The organism is Paraburkholderia panacisoli (assembly GCF_008369935.1).
In the GTDB taxonomy this organism is placed as follows: Bacteria; Pseudomonadota; Gammaproteobacteria; order Burkholderiales; family Burkholderiaceae; genus Paraburkholderia; species Paraburkholderia panacisoli.
Genome location: NZ_VTUZ01000047.1, coordinates 24,472 through 41,946, shown reverse-complemented (window position 1 = coordinate 41,946; position 17,475 = coordinate 24,472). Strand labels below are relative to the sequence as shown.

Sequence of the window (17,475 nt, the reverse complement as noted above, 5' to 3'; positions counted from 1 at the left end):
TAAGACGACGGCATGCCGCGGCGGCGCTCGTTCTCTCGTCAAAGGAGCTTTCACGATGGCGGAAATCAGTCGTGTGGCCTTGTTTGGCAAGCTCGACCCGCTCGGCTACAAGTCCGTCGAAAGCGCCACGGTGCTGTGCAAGCTGCGCGGCAACCCATACGTCGAACTGGAACACTGGCTCATGCAGATCGTGGAGACGCCCGGCTCCGATCTGCAACGGCTGATGGCCCATTACAACATCGATGCTGCCGTGCTGGCGCGCGACATGACGGCGTCGCTCGATCGTCTGCCGCGCGGCGCGACCTCGATCTCCGATATCTCCGAGCACATCACCGACGCCATCGAGCGCGGCTGGGTCTACGGCACACTGATGTTCGGCGCGACGAAAGTGCGCACCGGCCACCTGGTGGTTGGCATCCTCAAGACGCCCCGGCTTCGCAACAACCTGCTCGCCATCTCGCGCCAGTTCGAACGCATCAAGCTCGAAGACCTTTCGGACAACTTCTCGACCATCCTGGCAGGCACGGCGGAAGACGCCGTGGACCAGAGCGGCGGCGTCGGCCCGGCGGAGCGCGGCGCGGCGTACGAACCGGCGCCTGCGGCCATGGGCAAGCAGGAGGCACTCAGGAAGTATGCAACGGACCTCACCGACAAGGCCCGCAACGGCAAGATCGACCCGGTCAGCGGACGCGATGAGGAGATCCGCCAGATCGTCGATATCCTGATGCGGCGGCGGCAAAACAATCCGCTGCTTACCGGCGAGGCGGGCGTCGGCAAGACGGCGGTGGTCGAGGGATTCGCACAGCGTCTCGTGCGCGGCGACGTCCCGCCGCTGCTGCGCGGCGTCACGCTGTGGTCGCTCGATCTTGGCCTGCTACAGGCCGGCGCGAGCATGAAGGGCGAATTCGAACAACGGCTGCGGCAGGTCGTCGAAGAGGTTCAGTCGAGTCCGTCGCCGATCATCCTGTTCATCGACGAGATTCACACGCTGATCGGCGCGGGCGGCGCGGCAGGCACGGGCGACGCGGCCAATCTTCTCAAGCCCGCGCTCGCCCGCGGCGACCTGCGCACGATCGGCGCAACGACCTGGGCCGAGTACAAGAAATACATCGAGAAGGACCCCGCGCTAACGCGGCGCTTTCAGGTGGTGCAGGTGCATGAGCCCGACGAGGCGAAGGCCGTGCGCATGCTGCGCGGCGTAGCAGCGGTGCTGGAATCACATCACCGGGTGCAGTTGCTCGACGAAGCCATTGAAGCGGCCGTGCGGCTCTCGCATCGCTACATTCCCGCGCGGCAATTGCCGGACAAGGCAGTCAGTCTGCTCGACACGGCCTGCGCACGCGTCGCGGTGAGCCAGCACGCAACGCCACCGCAACTCGACGACTGCCGCCGCAGGATCGAAGCGCTCGATGTCGAGGCGGCCATCGTCGCGCGGGAAGCGAGCATGGGCGTCGAGATCGGCTCGCGGGCGACGGCTGTCGCCGACGCGCTCGCGCGTGAACGCCAAGTGCTCGAAGGGCTGGAAGCACGCTGGAACGAGGAAAAGGGGGTGGTCGACGAGCTGCTGTCGGTGCGCGCCGCGCTGCGGGCAAGCGGCGAGCAGGTCGATTCCGCAGAGGCTGCCGCTGGCGAGACCGGAGAGGCCAGCGATAGCAGTGATGGCACTGAGAGCAGCGCAACGGGCGCCAGCCAAACCACCGACCGTGCGTCGCTGCTCACCCGCCTCGGCGACCTGAAAATCCGCCTTGCCGACCTCCAGGGCGAAGCCCCGCTGATCATCCCGACCGTCGATGCCGCCGTCGTCGCTTCGGTGGTCGCCGACTGGACCGGCATTCCTGTCGGCCGCATGGTCCGCAACGAAATGGCTGCGGTCCTGAATCTTGCCGACACACTCGATCGGCGCGTGATCGGCCAGCGCCACGCGCTCGACATGATCGCAAAGCGCATTCAGACCTCGCGTGCACGCCTGGACAACCCCGACAAGCCGATTGGCGTGTTCATGTTGTGCGGCACGTCGGGAGTCGGCAAGACGGAAACCGCGCTCGCGCTCGCCGAGGCGCTCTATGGCGGCGAGCAGAACGTCATCACCATCAACATGAGCGAGTTTCAGGAAGCCCATACCGTCTCGACCCTCAAGGGCGCGCCGCCGGGCTATGTCGGTTATGGAGAAGGCGGCGTGCTGACCGAGGCGGTGCGCCGCCGCCCGTACAGCGTCGTGCTTCTCGACGAGGTCGAAAAGGCGCATCCCGACGTGCACGAAATCTTTTTTCAGGTCTTCGACAAGGGCTGGATGGAAGACGGCGAAGGCCGCTATATCGACTTCAAAAACACGATCATCCTGCTCACGTCGAATGTCGGCTCCGAGGTCATCATGCGGATGTGCCGCGACCCGGCGAGTCCCCCCGCGCCTGCCGCACTGGCCGCCGCCTTGCGCGAGCCGCTTCTCGATGTGTTCCCGGCCGCGCTCCTCGGCCGCGTCGTCACGGTGCCCTACTACCCGCTTTCCGACGCGATGATGGCGAACATCGTGCGCCTGCAACTGGAGCGCATTCGCCGCCGCATCGCCGACAATCACGGCATCCCGTTCGAGTTCGACGACGCTGCGGTCAAGCTCATCGTGTCGCGCTGCACCGAGGCCGAATCGGGCGGCCGCGTGATCGATGCGCTGCTCACCAACACGGTCCTGCCGCGCATCTCCACGGAATATCTGTCGAGGCTGACCGAGGGCGGCACACTCACGCGCATCCGCCTGTCGACCACGGCGGACGACTTTCTCTACCAGTTTGACTGAAACGGGGCCGTACGGGAGTTCATCTGATGCTGACGCTCACGGTGACACGCTTCAATGGCCAGCCCCGAGCGCATCCGCCTTCGGCCACCTTCGACACGGCGGGCGGGACGATCGGCCGCGCGGATTCGAACCGCCTCGTGCTCGAGGACCCGGAACGCACGGTGTCGCGCGTACACGCGCAGATCGTGTGGCGCGATGGGCAATATCGGCTGATCGATCGCGGCAGCAATCCGGCGCTCGTGAACGGCACAGCGCTGGAGCCCGGGCAGGAAATCATCGTGAAAGACGGCGACGAGGTGCAGATTGGCGGCTATCAGTTGCTCTGCGCGGTGAATAGCGACGATGAGCCGACCGTGCCCACCGTGCCGACGGACCTCAGCAACGATCCTTTCGCGGATATTTTCGGTGCGCCGTCGCAGGCCCCGCGCGCCGGGCACGACGCAGGCAGACTGGACGATCTGCTCCGCCCGGCGAGCAGGCGCACCGAGCCGGACGTCCAGTCCGGCGAGCCACGCTCCGGCCTGCCTGAAGACTTCGATCTGGGCCTCGACGATCCCGCTGCGAACCGGTCGATTGATGAACTGTTCGACCTCGGTCCCGCCACTGATCTCCCGGCCGACGACCGAGGCAACGCACGACGGACGCCGCCGTTCGGCGCCTCGCCGATCGACGATCCGCTCTGCGCGCCTAACACGGCCCAAGCGAGCGATCCATTGGCGAGCCTGACCTCATCGGCGCGGCCCGACGCGCCGCCGCCCACGCTGCCCGATCGCGGCTCCGAACTGAGCAGCGCGTTTCCTCTGCCGCGGATGCGTCCGGAGTCTCGGGAAGAGCCGCGGCAACCGCCCAGCGCACCGCCCGCAGCAGTCGCGGAATCCCCGCCACGGCCGGCCGACGAGCGCGCGTTGCTCGACGCTTTGTTGCGCGGCCTCGACGCGCCCGGCGTCCATCTCGATTCACTCACGCCCGCCGTCATGCAACTGATCGGCGCGTTGCTGCGCGAGGCCACTCAAGGAACGCTCGATCTGCTCACCGCGCGTGCGACCACCAAGCGCGAAATGCGCACCGACGCGACCCTGATCGTCGCCACCGGCAACAACCCGCTCAAGTTCTCCCCGGACGTCGAAACAGCGCTCGCCCATCTGCTGAATCGTCCGTCACGAGGCTTCATGCCGGGCACCGAGGCCTTGTCGGACGCCTACGACGATCTGCGCGCGCACCAGGTCGGTTTTGTCGCGGGTATGCGCGCCGCGCTGGACGGCGTATTCGAGCGCTTCGAGCCGGCGAAAATCGAAGCGCGCCTCGTGCAACACTCGCTGCTCGACACGTTACTGCCGCAGCTAAGCCGTCGCGCACGCTGCTGGGATCTGTTTAACGACCTGTACAGCCAACTTTCGCACGAAGCCGCCGACGACTTCCACGCGCTCTTCGGCAAGGCGTTCGTCGCGGCCTACGAGGCGCAGATCGACCGCCTGAAGCAACACAAGTCCTGAACCTGAATCACGTCCCGTCACGCCGCGCTCGCTGGAGGACATCGTGCAACTGCAAACCGCAAGCGTGAGCGAGGTGGGCGGTCGAAGCCGCAACGAGGACGCCTACGGCGAATGGCGGCGCGACCACCTGCTCGCCTGCGTGGTCGCCGATGGCGCAGGCGGACACGGCGGCGGCGATGCGGCGTCGCGCATCGTGGTCGACACGGTCTGCGCCGAACTCGAGCGGGTCACCGCCGCGGGTCTCGCGCTGAGCGCGCCGAACCTGATGCGGATCCTGCTACGCGCGAACGACGCGATCGTCGACGCGCAGGAAACCGGCGGCGGACTCGAACACATGCGTTCGACCGCGGTGCTGCTCGCCATCGACGAGCAGGCGCAGTCCGCCGCCTGGGCGCATTGCGGCGACACCCGTCTCTACTGCTTCCGCAACGGCGCCACCCGCGTCCAGACCCAGGACCACAGCCTGGTGCAAAGCATGCTCGACGCGAAACTGCTGGAGAGCCAGGACGTGCGCCATCACCCCCGCCGCAACGTGCTGTTTGCGGCGCTCGGCACGGCCGATGAACTGCCGATCGCGGTTTCCGGCGAGCCTTTCCCGCTCGCCGATGGCGATGCGTTCCTGCTGTGCACGGATGGCTTCTGGGAGTATGTGGACGAAGCTGCGATGATCGACGCGATCGGTCGCGCAGCCTCGCCGTCGGCGTGGCTCGAACGGCTGGCTGCACGGGTCGCGGACAGCGCCCGCCCAGGACACGACAACTTCACCGCGACGGCGGTGTGGATCGGCGAGCCGCCACAGACCACGATCCTGCGCACGCGTTGACGCACCGTCGCAGCGGCGCCGCTGACGCGAACTGCGTCAGGCAGCCGCCTTCGCGGACGGCAATCGCGACACGAGCCGCAGCGAGACCGTCAACCCTTCGAGCTGATAGTGCGGGCGCAGATAGAAAGTCGAGGTGTAGTAACCCGGCGCGCCCTCCACTTCCTGTACCTTCACCTCCGCTGCCGCGAGCGGCTTTTGCGACTTGGTGATCTCGGACGAGTTGGCGGGATCGCCGTCGACGTACTGCGTGATCCAGCGGTTCAGCCAGCTCTCCATATCGGAGCGCTCCTTGAACGTGCCGATCTTGTCGCGCACGATGCACTTCAGGTAATGCGCAAAGCGGTTGCACGCGAACAGATACGGCAACCGTGCCGCGAGCGCCGCATTCGCGGTGGCGTCGGGATCCTCGTATTCGAAGGGCTTTTGCAGCGATTGCGCACCGATGAAGGCCGCGAAATCCGAATTCTTGCGGTGAATGAGCGGCATGAAACCGTTCTTCGCCAGTTCGGCCTCGCGACGATCGGAAATCGCGATCTCGGTCGGGCATTTCATGTCGACGCCGCCGTCGTCGGTCGGAAAGGTGTGCACCGGCAGCCCCTCGACCGCGCCGCCCGACTCCACCCCGCGAATTCGCGAGCACCAGCCGTAGAACTTGAACGAACGGTTGATATTGACCGCCATCGCATACGCCGCATTGGCCCACGCATACTTGCTGTGATCGGCCGAGCCCGTGTTTTCCTCGAAATCGAATTCATCGACTGGCGCCGTGCGCGCGCCATAAGGCACCCGCGCGAGAAAGCGCGGCATTGCAAGGCCCAGGTAGCGCGCGTCTTCCGATTCGCGCAGCGAACGCCAGCTCGCATATTCCGGCGTGCCGAAGATCTTGGTCAGATCGCGCGGATTAGCCAGTTCCTGCCACGAGTCCATCTGCAGAAGGCTCGGGTCGGCTGCGGCAATGAACGGTGCGTGCGCCGCCGCCGCAATCTTGGATATTTCGCCGAGTAATTCGACATCGGGTGGCGTCTGATTGAAGTAATAGTCGCCGACCATCGCGCCAATCGGTTCGCCGCCGAACTGGCCGTATTCCTCTTCGTACACGCGCTTGAAGAGCGGGCTCTGGTCCCACGCGACGCCCTTGAAACGCTTGAGCGTCTTGCCCAGATCCTTCTTCGAGATGTTCATCACGCGGATCTTGAGCATCTCGTCCGTTTCGGTGTTGTTGATCAGGTAGTGCAAGCCGCGCCAGGAGCCTTCGAGTTTCTGGAAGTCAGCATGATGCAGGATCTCGTTGACCTGTCCGGTGAGCTTCGCGTCGATTTCGGCAATCATGCTCTGGATCGTACGGATCGCATCGCCGGAAATCAGCTGGCTTTTCGACAGGGCCTGCTGTGCGAGCGTCTGTACCGCGGTTTGCACGGCGTTCATCGCCTCGTCGCTCTTGGGGCGAAATTCCTTGTTCAGGAGTGCGGCGAGATCGCTGCCTTCGAGCGTCGTGCCCTGCTGCTCAGCCGGCGTTTCGGTGGACTTCGGAATGTCAGACATGTTCGTTTCCCTTTAGTGGGACACCACCGGCGAAACTGCGGCTCATTCGGCCGCGGCTGCCGGTTTTTGCGCAGTGCTAGCGAGCGTCTGCAGCAGTGCCGGGTCTTCGAGCACGCGCGCGATCAGCTCCTCTGCGCCCGTCTTGCCGTCCATGTAGGTGACCAGGTTGGCCAGTTGCGTGCGCGCTTCGAGCAGCCGGTTCAGCGCATCGACCTTGCGAGCGACGGCCGCGGGCGAAAAATCGTCCATGTTCTCGAAGGTGATGTCGACGCTGAGATTCCCCTCGCCGGTCAACGTGTTCGGCACCTGGAACGCGACGCGCGGGTTCATCGCCTTCATCCGGCTGTCGAAATTGTCGATGTCGATTTCCTGGAATTTGCGCTCGCCGACCGGCGGCAACGGTTCGGCGGGTTTGCCGGACAAATCGGCCAGCACGGCCATGACGAAAGGCAGCTGGATCTTGCGCTCGCTGCCGTAAGTCTCGACGTCGTATTCGATCTGTACGCGCGGCGCCCGGTTGCGGCCGATGAACTTCTGACTGCTCGTTGCCATAACCCCTCCCTGCGTGTTCGAGACTCACCTTTCTAAGACGATCGGGCGGCCGTCGATTGAAAACAACGGCGCGCGGACCTTGCTTCAGGGTGCGTCATCCGGACTCCTTGCCCAGGATCTGGTGGATCTGCGGGAGGCTATCCGGCGCGAGGTCCTGCATGATCGCGATGAAGTCCTTGCCCATCAGCGCCCGCGCCCGCCGGATGAGCAGCGGCGCCGGATTGGTCGGCTCGGTACGTTCGAGGAACGCGCACACGGCGTCCAGCATCGCAATGGCATCCTCGCGCGTCGCCAGTCGGCCCGGCCCCTGGGTGCGCGGCAATTCCGCCGCGCCGGCTGACAGCGTGCCGGCGGCGTCGACGGCAACGGGCTGCGGACTCTCCCGGGATTGCGCGGCAGCGACGCTGTTCACCGCCACCGACCGGCACGCACCCGCGATGCTCTGCGCGACACCCATCATCGCGGTGATGCTTGGTGCGTCCTGTGCGCCGAAGCATGCGGTCATCCTGTTCGACAGTTTCTCGACGGTCTCGGGTAACGTCAGCGCATCCGCGAGCGCCGCCGGATCGTCCTTGATCGCCTTGGCCAGCACGCCCTGCACGACCTGAAGCGTGAGCGGTGGCTCGCCTTCGGGCGCGCCGAGCTTGCCGAGCGCGATCAGTATGTCGCGCACGGTGAGCCGGTCTCCCGGCACGCGGCAGACTTCGGCTACGCGCAGATCGTGAAGGAGCGTCGAGTGATCGTCGAACGGCGTATACGGGTCCGCGAGTGCCGCGAGCGCGTTCACCCGCTGGGCGGGGCTGTTGTCGTCTTCGGCGTCGAGCGGTGGATACAGGTTCTCCCAATAGCGTTCGAGCATGCCGAGGAGCACGCGCAGCCCCGCGTGAAAACCGCCGAGCCCGGCTACGCGCGACGCTGCCCGCATGTAAGCGAGCGCGACGCGCAGATCCTTGGACCGGTCGAACAGCGCCGCGGCGCGCTCCATGATGTCGCGCCACGGCGGCTCGTCGCCCGCCTGCTCGAACTGCCGCTCTGGCTTGTCGCTCGCGAGCGCTTCGAGTTCGAGGAATTCGGCGTCGTATTCCAGATCGACTCCACATGGCGGCATCGATCGGGTTTCGGCGAGCAGAGGTTCCACATCGAGCATCGGCGGTCTCCGCGGCTAGAATTCGTCGCAGCCGTGCTGGCCATTGACGACGAGGCAACTGTTCAGATTCGGTCGCGAGCGCACCCGCTTCCATTCGACCGCCAGCTTGTCGGCCGCGCCTTCGGGCTGCTGGAGCGCCAGAATCGGTTCGTTCGAACCGACGCAGACATGGATGCCGCCCAGATTGCTTTCATAGACGAAGCTCTGCTCCTGCGCAGTAAAGAGCGGCTGGAGGCCCGAGCGGTCGAAGACCTGCCCGTTGAGTGGAAGTGGCGTGACGGTCAGCGTGCCGGGCACGATCGCCAGGTTATAGCCGACCAGCGTAGCGAATGTGCCGGTGACCGGATACTGCCCGACCGGCGATGTGGAGTTTGCCGGCGTGCCGAACGCCCCGGCCTGGACAACACCGCCTGCCGTATCGCCGTTGATCAGACCTGTCACCGTGAACGTGAACGCAGGATTGCCGGTTCCGAAGACACGGCTGCTGTTGCCGATGGTGATCGTGAGCGTCGGCTGCGCGACATAGACAAAATGGTTGCTGTCGAGCGGCACGGTGCCGCCCCAGCTGCAGATTCCCGGGTAGATGCAGCCATAGTAGTTCGGCCGCGCGCCGCCCGGATCCAGGCCGCCGCGCGTCTCGCCCTGCCAGCTCGCTTCCCAGACATGCCAGGCGTTGCCTGCGATAGGGCCGCCGCCGCCCGCGTTGTCGAACTCGCCGTGTTCCATCACGAGGTCGATCGTGCGGCCCGCATTCACGTTCGTTGGCGTACCCGGAACGCCTAGCGCTATCCCGCCGTTCAACGATGTCGCGAGGAGACTGCCGCTTAGCGAGGAGTTCGTGCCATCGATGGTCGTCACCGTCCCTGTTGCCGAATCATAGGTTTGCGCAGTCAATGGTCCAATGTCGAAACTACCCGGATTCGAGAAGGTCACGTTTTGTGCACCGACTATCGCTAGCCTGCCGACGTCGTTGCCGGGATCGGTCAGCGTGAAACTGGTGTTTCCGGCGAGCAGCAGACCGGCTGCCTGGATGCCGTTCGGGTCTGTCACCGGGCCGGCCGAAGACAGCGTCAAAGTATGGCCAGGCATCGAGACGCCAAATGACAGTGCGATGCCCAGGCTTCCTGCCCCCGGATTGGCGAGCGTCAGATTGCTGACGACAGTCGGGCGTTGCGGCTGCGCGCACGACGCGGCATTGCCCGCGCAGGTGCCGTCGACCGTGATCGGGCCGGTCTGCGTCGTCGAGCCGAGCACGAGCGTTCCCAGCGTGGGGGCGATTGTTTGATACGTCGCCGGGTCGATGTTGAGGCCCGCGGTTGTGCTGGGTCCGAATAGCGTGATCGGCACGCTGTTTTGTGGGGTCACGGCGAAGCTCGGGTCGACCGAAGCCGGTGCGAACACCACCACGCCGGCCGGTGCCCGGATCGACGAGGCGGGATCGATGGAAATCGACGACGAGTTCGTGCTGCCGCTTGCGGCCCGCAGGATGATCGTACCGCCTGGGTCGGTCGACACAGTCGTGCCGATGAGCTCGAAACCCGCGGCCGTCGATGGAGTCGAGCCCGTGATGGAAACGCCGCTCGGTGCGCCGCTCGCGGAAATCTGAGCGCCGTCGACCAATACGCCGGGCGAAAACTCGATCTGATCGAGGCTCGATCCCGATAGGGCCACACCATTCGTGACACCGCGTAGGTCGACGATGCCGTTGTGCGCGGTCACGCTGACCGGAATTGCCGGTCCCCCAATGATCGACACGCCCTCATCGCCATTACCGCTGCCGAAGATCCGGGCGTCGCCCTGTCTTGCGCCAACCGCCACGGGGCCGAAGATCGACACGCCGAAGCCAAAGGCATTGGCTGGCGACGCGGAACCTTCGATGGTCAGCTGGTTGGCAGCGAGCGTCACCGGGCCGGCGTTGCCAAGGTGGACGCCGTCGCCGCTCCGTGTCCCGCTCCCCGATGTTGTCGTGGCGGGTACCGTGCCGACGATGGAAAGACTGGTGCCCGCGGAGATTGTCGCCGGTCCGTCGATCACGACGCCGCTGCCCTGGAACTGGCCGACTGTCGTCGTGGAACTGGCCGCCGTGCCGTTGATGCCGATCGAACTGGACGATGACGTGATCGTCGTCGTGGCGGAAAGGTCGATACCGTTGCCGCCGAGCTGATTGACCGTCCCTGTCGCGATAGCCCCGGAGCCCTGCATGCTAATCGGGCCCGACGTCGAGGAGATCGTCGTGGTTCCGTCGATCACGGTCCCGTTGGTCACGAGCAGGTTGACGGCAGTCGTGGAAGTGGCGCCCGCGCCCTGGAGGGTAATCGCGCCCGAGTCGGTACGGATCGTCGCCGGGCCGGTGATCTCAACAGCGTTGCCGGCGACAGTTCCCATGGGGTTCGTGAACGTGCCCGTGGAGGAACTGGCCGTGCCCGAGATAGTGATCGCGCCCGCGCCCGAGGAGATCGTCGACACCCCCGAGATGTCGACGCCGTCGCCCACCACCGAGGTAGTAGCGGAATTAATCGTGGGAGCACCCGTCGAGGTGGCCGCTGTACCCTGGACCGTGATCGCACCCGCTGTCGAGGCGATCGTCGAGCCGAGTCCCGTGCCGCCATCACCGATCGTCGTGGCGCCGATCAGCACGCCATTCCCCTGCGTTCGTGTGGCGCCGCTCACCACTGGGCCCGACCCGACAATGCTGATGGTGCCGGTCGTCGTCACGATGGTCGTGCCGAGAATGTCGACGCCATCACCGGTCGCAATGAAATCGGAATTCGGACTCGTCACACCTGCGCCCTGGATCGTCACGCTGCCGCTCGCGGCCGTGGCGTTGGCTCCCGACTGTGGTGGCGGCCCCGCAAAGATTCCACCGGGCGGCGGTGTCCGTACACGCGTATCGATATTGACATCCGTGAGGAAGACGGGCGGACTGCTCTGTCCCGCGGCGAGCGGTGTTCCAATCTGGATGTCGCCGCCATTGGTCCACAACTCGACGGGCGCGGTGTCGCTCAGACCCCTCACGGTAATACTGGCGGATTGCTGGGTTTGTACGCCCTTCGCTGCCAGAATGATGTTCAGCGGACCGGGCGTCAGCGTGGCGGACGGCTGATCGGTGATCGAAGGAATCGCCTGATCTCTCGTACCGTCCATGACGATCGAGCCGCTTGCCTCCAGCGTGAGCGTTACCGGGGCGGCCCCCCTCGTTTTCTCGATCGGCCCCTCCAGAGTGATGGTGCCGAGATCGGATCCGCTCGGCGTAGTCTGCAAGGTTGAAATGGTGACATTGACACCACGGTTGAGCGCGTCACTGATGGCTCCGGTCGTGATCTGCGTCTGTCCCGCGCTTGAAGTGAACATGCCGTTGAATGGCGTGGCGGGTACGGTCGCGTCGTCGATAATCAGGACATCAAACGGATCAAGTTTCCACGTCCCCGCCAAACCCATCAGCGCCGAAGCATCGATCTGCGCTCCTGCTGTATCGAGGTAATGGCCCGACGTTTCGATCACGCCGCCGTTGCCGCCCTGCGGGCCGCCCATCGCGGACAGCGTACCGTAAATCCGTGCGGTGTCCGCACCATACGCGACGAGCTGCCCGCCCGGCCCGCTCACGAGCGCATCCGCACGCATCTGCGCGGCCGGATCGATCCAGATCGCCTGGGCGTCGCGAATGTCGGTGTCCGCGCCAGCCGGACCGCCGCCGAAGCGCACCCTGCCACCCCCCGTCGCGCCGCTCGCGTCGACGAGCGCGCCTTTCAGCAGCGCGACGTCCCGCCCGGTCACGTCGATCCGGCCGCCTGTCAGCCCCGCGCTACCCGTCGCGTCCAGCACGCCCGACACCTGCGTCACGCCAAGCGGCCCGCCGTCCAGCACGATACGTCCGTTGCGCTCCGCGACACTCTGCGCGCGCACCAGCCCTTGCTGATTGAGCACGGTGCCAGCGAGCGCATCCGCGCTTTGAACCGACATCAGGACCTGGCCGCCGTCGGCGGCGAGCGTGCCCGAGTTGTCCATCAGCCCTTGCGCCGCCGAGCCATTGATCTTCAGCAGCGTGAGGCCGTCGCCCGCGAAATCGAGCGTGATATCGCCACCTGCTCCCAGCGCGACCGTGCCGAGTTTCGCGCTGACCGTGCCGCTGTTACTGACTTGCGCGCCGAGCATCGCAACCGTTCCACCGGCTGCCGCCTGGATCGAGCCTTGATTGACGACACTGCCGCCCGGTCGCCCCGGCACCGCGACAAAATGATAGTTGCCCGCGAGAAAATCCTTATCGGAAATACCGAGCGTAGACGCCACCAGCGATCCGACATTGACGGACGCCCCCGGCGAGAACAGCACGCCCGCCGGATTGACGAGAAACACTTTGCCGTTTGCGTTCAGCTTGCCCGCGATCACACTCGCGTTGCTGCCCAACACCCGATTGAGCATCACCGCATTCACATTCGGCTGCTGGATATTGACCGTCTCGTTGCCACCAATCGAAAACGCCTGCCAGTTGACAATCGCATTGCCCGAGGTCTGCTTGATCGGCAGCGTATTGTTTGCCGCCGCACCGATTGCGACATTACCGTTCACGACCTGCCCACCCACCGGCAGCGCTATTGCCTCGGGCGTGATCAGAAAGATCATCAGAGGCAGAAGCGGTATGACGAACTGCTCGCGACCCGTCATGCTCTCGCGCCGGGCCAGCTTTGCCTGTTTGCGGCGCGCACGCTCCGCAGCCCGGCGACGTTGCCGGGCCGGGACGCAGGAAGTGTCGTTCATGTCACGCTCCTTCAGAACGCCTTCGACAACTGCACATAGAGGCGCGGCAGCTTGTCGTCGCCGGTCGTATCGGGTCGTGTCGTGCGCCAGGCGAGGCTTGCCTCGACGGTAATACCCGCCGGTCCGCTCCAGTAGAGTCCGAGCCCCGGCCCGCTGCGCGTCACGGTATTGGCGCCCTGGCCCGGAATCGGGCGGGCGTTGTAGCGCCCTACGCCAATATCGAAGAACACAGAGAGCGTGAGCGCTGGAATGACGGCGTAGCGATACGACACCGTCCCGATCAGTGCCTGGTCGACGAGTGCTTCCGAGGGCGAGTAAGCGCGCACCGCATGTGGACCACCGAGCGCGATCTGCGAAGAACTGTCGAGGTTCTGATTGGCCCACTGCCCCGAGATGCCAATGAACACGCTCGACTTCTCCGTCACGGCATTCAGACGGTTCGCGAGCATCGTCATGCGTACGCTATTGCCTTGGGTGTTGCGCCCGCCTGGCCCCTCGTCCAGTGCGCGGCCTAGAGCCGAGTCGATATTCAGATGTGCAAACGAGAGTTCCACCTCTGCGCTGTTGAATCCTCCGCCGAGGAACGCATCGCGGCTTTCGTAGGACAGCCCGACACTCGCGAGCGAGAGTTTCTGCGGATTCTCGAAGCTTGCAACGCCAATCTTGTCGTTGAGCGAACGATATTCGAGTGCGCCACGCAGCAGCAGGTTTTCGCTGCGCGATCGGATCAGCGGGTGCGAGATCGAGGCGGTGACGACATCAGCGGTGCCTTGCGCATTGAGCGCCGCAAACTCCTGACCGAGGTAGTAGTACAGATGTGAATACGCGATGCCCACCCGAGTGCCGTTGCTGTCGATCGGCGTGTCATAGCCGATGCGTCCGTAAAGCGTATCGCTGCGTTGGGCGGCAAGCAGGTTCACGTCGAGGTTATCCCCGTTCATCAGCGGCGACGCGAGCCGCCCGACCAGACCGATCCGCCCGCTGCCGGCTGGCGGCGCGCCATAGTTGTCCACCGCCATGCCAAGCTCCCAGCGTCTTGCGGGCGAGAGATCGATTGACAGATCCACCGTGCCGGGCACGCTGCCCGCTTCGAGCGCGGAGGTCACACGCACGCCGGGCAGGTCCGACAACAGGAGCATCGTGCGTTCGAGGTCGCGCTGCAGCAGCGGCTTGCCTGGCTGGATCGCTGCGATTCGCGCCTGCACGAGGCTCTCGCGAATCGGTGTGCCGGGTGCCAGATTGAGGTGTACGCGGCCAATCTTGCCTTCAAGCACGGTGAACGTCACGTCGCCGTTGGTCACGTCCTGTGGCGGGATCACGACCTGCGCGAGCGCATAACCGCGATCGTGATAGGCCTGAGCGATACGCGCGGCCAATGCGTTCAGATCGTTGAGCGTGACTTGCTGGCCAATCTTGCCGCTCACGAGCGGCAGCAAAGCCTCGGCGGACAGCGTATCGTTGCCCGCCAGATGGATGCTGCGCAGCTCGAAGGTCTTGCCGTCCGGGATCGGCGACGGCGCGGCGGGTGGTGCTGGCAGCGCGCCTGCGGCTCCGGTCGGCGGCGCGGACGGCTCCGGGCGTGCCTGTTGATTCAGCAGCGTTCCGGCGTTCGGAAACTGCTGCGTGCCGGCTCCGGGGGGCTGTTGCGCCCAGGCTCCGGTGCCTATCGCGCATGCCAGTGTCGCCAGTGTCATCGGCAAGCAGCGTGCCGCGCGCGTCAGCGTTCGACCTGGCGCAGCGCGCCGGCACCGCATCGAACAAGGCATGAGGGGCATGGGCTTTTTCACGGCAAAGTTCTCATTGCGCCACGGAGAGGCGCCAGCCACCCATCAGGTCGAATGGGGCCCAGTAGAACGGATGCGAAAACCTGCTGTTGGCAAGCACCGCAAGCTGCGCGTTGCGCATCGCGTCGATCGCTTCGTCACCGCGGGTTAGCGAGGTATAGAACGTGCGCATCGTGAGCGCGGTCGATTCATCCGATACCGGCCACATCGAGACAATCAGTGCCGATGCGCCAGCATAGAAAAACGCCCGGGTAAAGCCCATGATCTCGTCGCCGCGTTCGACCCGCCCGAGGGCCGTCTCGCAAGCCGACAGCGTGACAAGCGCGACCGCGTCGAACTTGAGGTTATAGATATCCTCGGCGAGCAGAGAGTCGGGGCCGTCGGCCGGTTGTGACGCGGGCGCGAGCAGAATGCGCGAATGCAGCGGATCGATGATGTCGGCTTCGGCATGTGTCGCGACATGCACGACGCGGCCTGCCGGCGCGTTGTTACTGAAAGCGGTGCGGGTCACTGCGCTTTGGAGAAAAGTCTCTTCTCTGGTGAAAAGGGGCGCAATTCCGCGCACTTCGGCCTCAGCGCCGGGCAGATCGAACTCCGGCGTGATACGCGGATTGCCGAACGCGACGAGATCGCTCGTCACGCGTTGCTGCCGGTGCACGAGTTGCACTGCGACGCTCGCCGAAGGCGCCAGCGCAATCGGATGCCGTTGAATCAGAAAGCCTTGCGCGTTGCGCAACGCCTGAAACGGCATGTAGTGCAGTGCGCCGTTGGGCACGATGATGAGCCGCTCGTTGGGCCGCAAGCCGAGCGGCTCGATCAGCAGCGTATCGAGCCGGGTTCCGTAAGTGAGTGCCTGGGGACGGCCGCGAATGATCGCGTTGCGGAAATCGCTGACGGCTAGTGCCATGTCCTTGCGGGCGATCGGCAGTGTGATGCCCGTCAGACCGTCGGCGCGCACCACCCAAACGATCATCTCGCGCGGCAGGCTGTGAAACTCGACGATCGCCTCGTCCTGGCGCAGCGTCGCGCGCACCTCGCCGAGCAACAGCACACGGCCATTCAACTGCTGCGCGTCGACGCCGACAGCGAGACGATTGCGCACCACGTCAAGCAGCGCGCGCCCGCGGCTGCGCTCCGACAAGGCCCACGCCGTGGCGTAGTCGCCGTCCTCGACGACGAGCGCGATGGTTTCTTCGAACACCGTCTGCGTATCGGCGAAGAGGCCCGTCTTGAACTCGTCGCTGCGAAAGCGGGCGCGGATCGTCTCGGAGTCGTCGAGTGCCTGCATCCATGCCGCTCGTGCCTGCGCGCGCTCGCCGAGTGCGAGATACGCCCGGCCCATGCCCTCGTGTGCCCACAGGTTCTCATAGCTCGCGTCGCCCCCTTCGCTCTTCGTCACGCCGGCTGCGAACGCGGCGAGTGCCTCCCGAGGCTTGCCTTCGGCGAGCAGAAGATTGCCCTGGATGCGTCGATAGAACGGCGCGAGCACGGAATCTTGCGCCGCACTCGCCTGATCGAAGGAGGCTCGCGCGGCGGCGGCGTCGCCGGCTTCAATCTGCGCGTTGGTCATCGAGAGCAGCACGAGGGGACGATAGCGCGGCGAGGCCGTGGCCAGCGCGGCCCGATATTCGCTGATCGCAGTGCCAGGATCCGACTTGCGCGCGGCGATGTCACCCAGCACCTTGTGCGCCGGCGCGAGGACCTGCTCGGGATTTTTTGCGCCGGCCGCGAGCGCTTCGTTGGCATAGCGTTGAGCATCGTCGAGGTCGCCCGCGTAGCTATAGGCGATCGCAAGGTCGCGCTTCGAGAGCGCGAGCAGGTCAACATTGTCGGTCTGTTGCGCGACAAGCAATGCGCGTGAGGCAGCCTCGATGCTTGCCCTGAACTCGCCGCGTTCCGCGGCCGCGACCGCCATGCTGCAGTAGGCGTAGCCGTCGAGCTTGACCTGATCGCGCTCGAGCAGCAGACGGCCTTCTTTCGATAGTGACTGGATCGTTTCGGCGTCGCGGGCCCTGGCTTCTGCCTGTCTTGCAGCGGGTGTGAGCGGCGCATCCTGGGCCGATGCGCCTGGGGTAACGGCGAGCAAAGCGAGCAGGCCGGCGATCACGCCCAAACTCGAGACGCTAACGCGCCACACCGTCGCCGCCCGTTGGTAAGGGGCGGCAGCAGTGGGCCAGCGTCGAGCCACCCGGACATGCTGGAAAGGATTCACGAGCAATTCCGTCGGAAATAGTGGAACGACAGCCGTCGGACAAGTGCATGTCGCCCGGCCACGAGACACCGTATTTCCCAGCCGCCCGGCTTCGACCGTGCTGCTGTTTGGATAGACGAATCAGTCAGTCAAATTTAAAAATTGCGTCGGGCGATTCGTCTCTTAGCCAACCCTGCCAGGGCGGATAGGGACGCTTTGAGCGCCGCGGTCTTATGGGCTTGAAGTGCTGGGGTGTCTCCTGTCAAGCCTTGAGCGCATTGCGGCGAGTCTGATCGGGACGGGGAAACGCCATGCCAGGTATCGATTCGACTGCCGGTCGCCATGCCGATGCGTGGCGCTTCTTCGCACCAGGGTTTGCGCGTTCGCCGTTATCTGC

9 protein-coding genes are annotated in these 17,475 nt (G+C 65.2%); 3 read left to right on the top strand and 6 right to left on the bottom strand.

From position 1 onward, the window contains the following. The first annotated feature begins 55 nt into the window (after positions 1–55). Genes tssH through FVF58_RS41210 form a run of 3 tightly spaced genes read left to right on the top strand, consistent with a single transcriptional unit; the run spans position 56 to position 5,107 of the window. Positions 56–2,791, top strand: a complete 2,736-nt coding sequence (tssH, locus tag FVF58_RS41220) for a type VI secretion system ATPase TssH (RefSeq protein ID WP_149675388.1) — start codon at positions 56–58, stop codon at positions 2,789–2,791. Positions 2,792–2,817: 26 nt separating this feature from the next. After that, positions 2,818–4,284 carry a type VI secretion system-associated FHA domain protein TagH gene (gene tagH, locus FVF58_RS41215; protein WP_149675387.1) on the top strand — a complete coding sequence of 489 codons (1,467 nt, stop codon included), beginning with the start codon at positions 2,818–2,820 and terminating at the stop codon, positions 4,282–4,284. Between the two features lie 43 nt (positions 4,285–4,327). After that, positions 4,328–5,107 (top strand): PP2C family protein-serine/threonine phosphatase, encoded by a 780-nt coding sequence (locus tag FVF58_RS41210; protein ID WP_149675386.1) that lies wholly within the window; start codon positions 4,328–4,330, stop codon positions 5,105–5,107. A gap of 36 nt (positions 5,108–5,143) precedes the next feature. On the opposite strand, the gene tssC is transcribed toward FVF58_RS41210, so the two are convergent. From tssC to FVF58_RS41180, 6 genes are all read right to left on the bottom strand, one after another. Beyond that, positions 5,144–6,649 (bottom strand): type VI secretion system contractile sheath large subunit, encoded by a 1,506-nt coding sequence (tssC, locus tag FVF58_RS41205; RefSeq protein WP_149675385.1) that lies wholly within the window; start codon positions 6,647–6,649, stop codon positions 5,144–5,146. A gap of 42 nt (positions 6,650–6,691) precedes the next feature. Next, positions 6,692–7,201, bottom strand: a complete 510-nt coding sequence (gene tssB, locus FVF58_RS41200) for a type VI secretion system contractile sheath small subunit (RefSeq protein ID WP_149675384.1) — start codon at positions 7,199–7,201, stop codon at positions 6,692–6,694. Between the two features lie 94 nt (positions 7,202–7,295). Then, complete coding sequence (gene tssA / locus FVF58_RS41195) at positions 7,296–8,348, bottom strand: type VI secretion system protein TssA (RefSeq protein WP_149675383.1); 1,053 nt, start codon at positions 8,346–8,348, stop codon at positions 7,296–7,298. A gap of 15 nt (positions 8,349–8,363) precedes the next feature. After that, positions 8,364–13,103 (bottom strand): two-partner secretion domain-containing protein, encoded by a 4,740-nt coding sequence (locus FVF58_RS41190; protein ID WP_149675382.1) that lies wholly within the window; start codon positions 13,101–13,103, stop codon positions 8,364–8,366. Positions 13,104–13,114: 11 nt separating this feature from the next. Continuing rightward, on the bottom strand, positions 13,115–14,797 hold the full coding sequence (locus tag FVF58_RS41185) for a ShlB/FhaC/HecB family hemolysin secretion/activation protein (RefSeq protein ID WP_149675381.1): 1,683 nt from the start codon (positions 14,795–14,797) through the stop codon (positions 13,115–13,117). Positions 14,798–14,900: 103 nt separating this feature from the next. After that, positions 14,901–17,099, bottom strand: coding sequence for a CHAT domain-containing protein (locus FVF58_RS41180; RefSeq protein WP_246217440.1), 2,199 nt, complete (start codon positions 17,097–17,099; stop codon positions 14,901–14,903). Positions 17,100–17,475 lie beyond the last annotated feature (376 nt).

What these genes read in the sequence shown, in the direction of transcription:
- tssH (WP_149675388.1), top strand. Translation starts at nt 56, where the DNA reads ATGGCGGAAATCAGTCGTGTGGCCTTGTTTGGCAAGCTCGACCCGCTC.
- tagH (WP_149675387.1), top strand. Translation starts at nt 2,818, where the DNA reads ATGCTGACGCTCACGGTGACACGCTTCAATGGCCAGCCCCGAGCGCAT.
- tssC (WP_149675385.1), bottom strand. Translation starts at nt 6,649, where the DNA reads ATGTCTGACATTCCGAAGTCCACCGAAACGCCGGCTGAGCAGCAGGGC.
- tssB (WP_149675384.1), bottom strand. Translation starts at nt 7,201, where the DNA reads ATGGCAACGAGCAGTCAGAAGTTCATCGGCCGCAACCGGGCGCCGCGC.
- tssA (WP_149675383.1), bottom strand. Translation starts at nt 8,348, where the DNA reads ATGCTCGATGTGGAACCTCTGCTCGCCGAAACCCGATCGATGCCGCCA.
- FVF58_RS41190 (WP_149675382.1), bottom strand. Translation starts at nt 13,103, where the DNA reads ATGAACGACACTTCCTGCGTCCCGGCCCGGCAACGTCGCCGGGCTGCG.
- FVF58_RS41185 (WP_149675381.1), bottom strand. Translation starts at nt 14,797, where the DNA reads ATGACACTGGCGACACTGGCATGCGCGATAGGCACCGGAGCCTGGGCG.